A 1077-nucleotide genomic window follows, 5' to 3' on the forward strand; every position below is an offset into this window, starting at 1 on the left:
TGACCTTGCCCCGCGGGCTTAATCCAGTTTGAAGTTCGTTCTGGCCCACGACAAGGACCAGAGCATGAAGCGCAGCCGCTTTTCGGAAGAGCAGATCATCGGGATTTTGAAGGAGCATGAGGCCGGCGTGTCGGTCGCCGATCTGTGCCGCAAGCATGGCGTCAGCGACGCCAGCATTTACAAATGGAAGGCCAAGTTCAGCGGGCTGGAGGTCTCGGAGGCCAAGCGGCTGAAGACGCTGGAGGATGAGAACACGCGGCTGAAACGGTTGCTGGCCGACGCCATGCTGGACAACGCAGCCTTGAAGGACCTCGTGGGAAAGAAATGGTGACGCCCGCAGCTTTCCGCTTGGCCGTCGCCCATCTCCGAGACGCCTTCGGGATGAGCGAACGGCGGGCGTGTAAAGCCATCGGCTGCATAACCATGAGATACCAGACGACCCGGGCTGACGATGCCGGCCTTCGCCAGCGCATGAGAGCGATCGCCCAGGATCGCCGCCGCTTCGGCTATCGGCGTCTGCATGTTCTGCTCGAGCGGGAGGGCTATGTGGTCAACCACAAGAAACTGTTCCGGCTCTATCGGGAGGAGAAGCTTGCGGTGCGCCGCCGCGGCGGTCGCAAGCGCGCAATCGGGACCCGGGCGCCGATGACGGTGCCGATGGCGCCGAACGACCGCTGGTCACTCGACTTCGTGTCGGATCAGCTCACCGATGGTCGCCGCTTCCGTATCCTCACCGTGGTCGACGACTGCACCCGCGAGTGCCTGGCGCTGGTGGCCGATACCTCGCTGTCCGGCACCCGGGTGGCGCGGGAGCTGGACCGACTGATGATTGAGCGCGGCAAGCCAAAGATGGTGGTCAGCGACAACGGCAGCGAGCTCACTAGCAACGCCATCCTAACATGGGCCGATCAGAGCCGCGTCGCCTGGCACTACATCGCGCCGGGCAAGCCCATGCAGAATGCTTTCATCGACAGCTTCAACGGCCGGCTGCGGGATGAACTGTTGAACGAGACGCTGTTCACGTCGCTGGCCCAGGCCCGCGTTGCGCTCGGATGCTGGCGGGCCGATTACAACGAT

General features: G+C 63.3%; 1 pseudogene. It reads left to right on the forward strand.

Features of this window, described 5'->3' with window-relative positions:
* Window positions 1-64: 64 nt before the first annotated feature.
* Window positions 65-1077 (forward strand): annotated as a pseudogene (locus YUO_RS0137655) (IS3 family transposase); the annotation flags it as partial.

Origin of the sequence: Bradyrhizobium murdochi, assembly GCF_000472965.1 — a bacterium.
GTDB classification, from domain to species: Bacteria; Pseudomonadota; Alphaproteobacteria; order Rhizobiales; family Xanthobacteraceae; genus Bradyrhizobium; species Bradyrhizobium murdochi.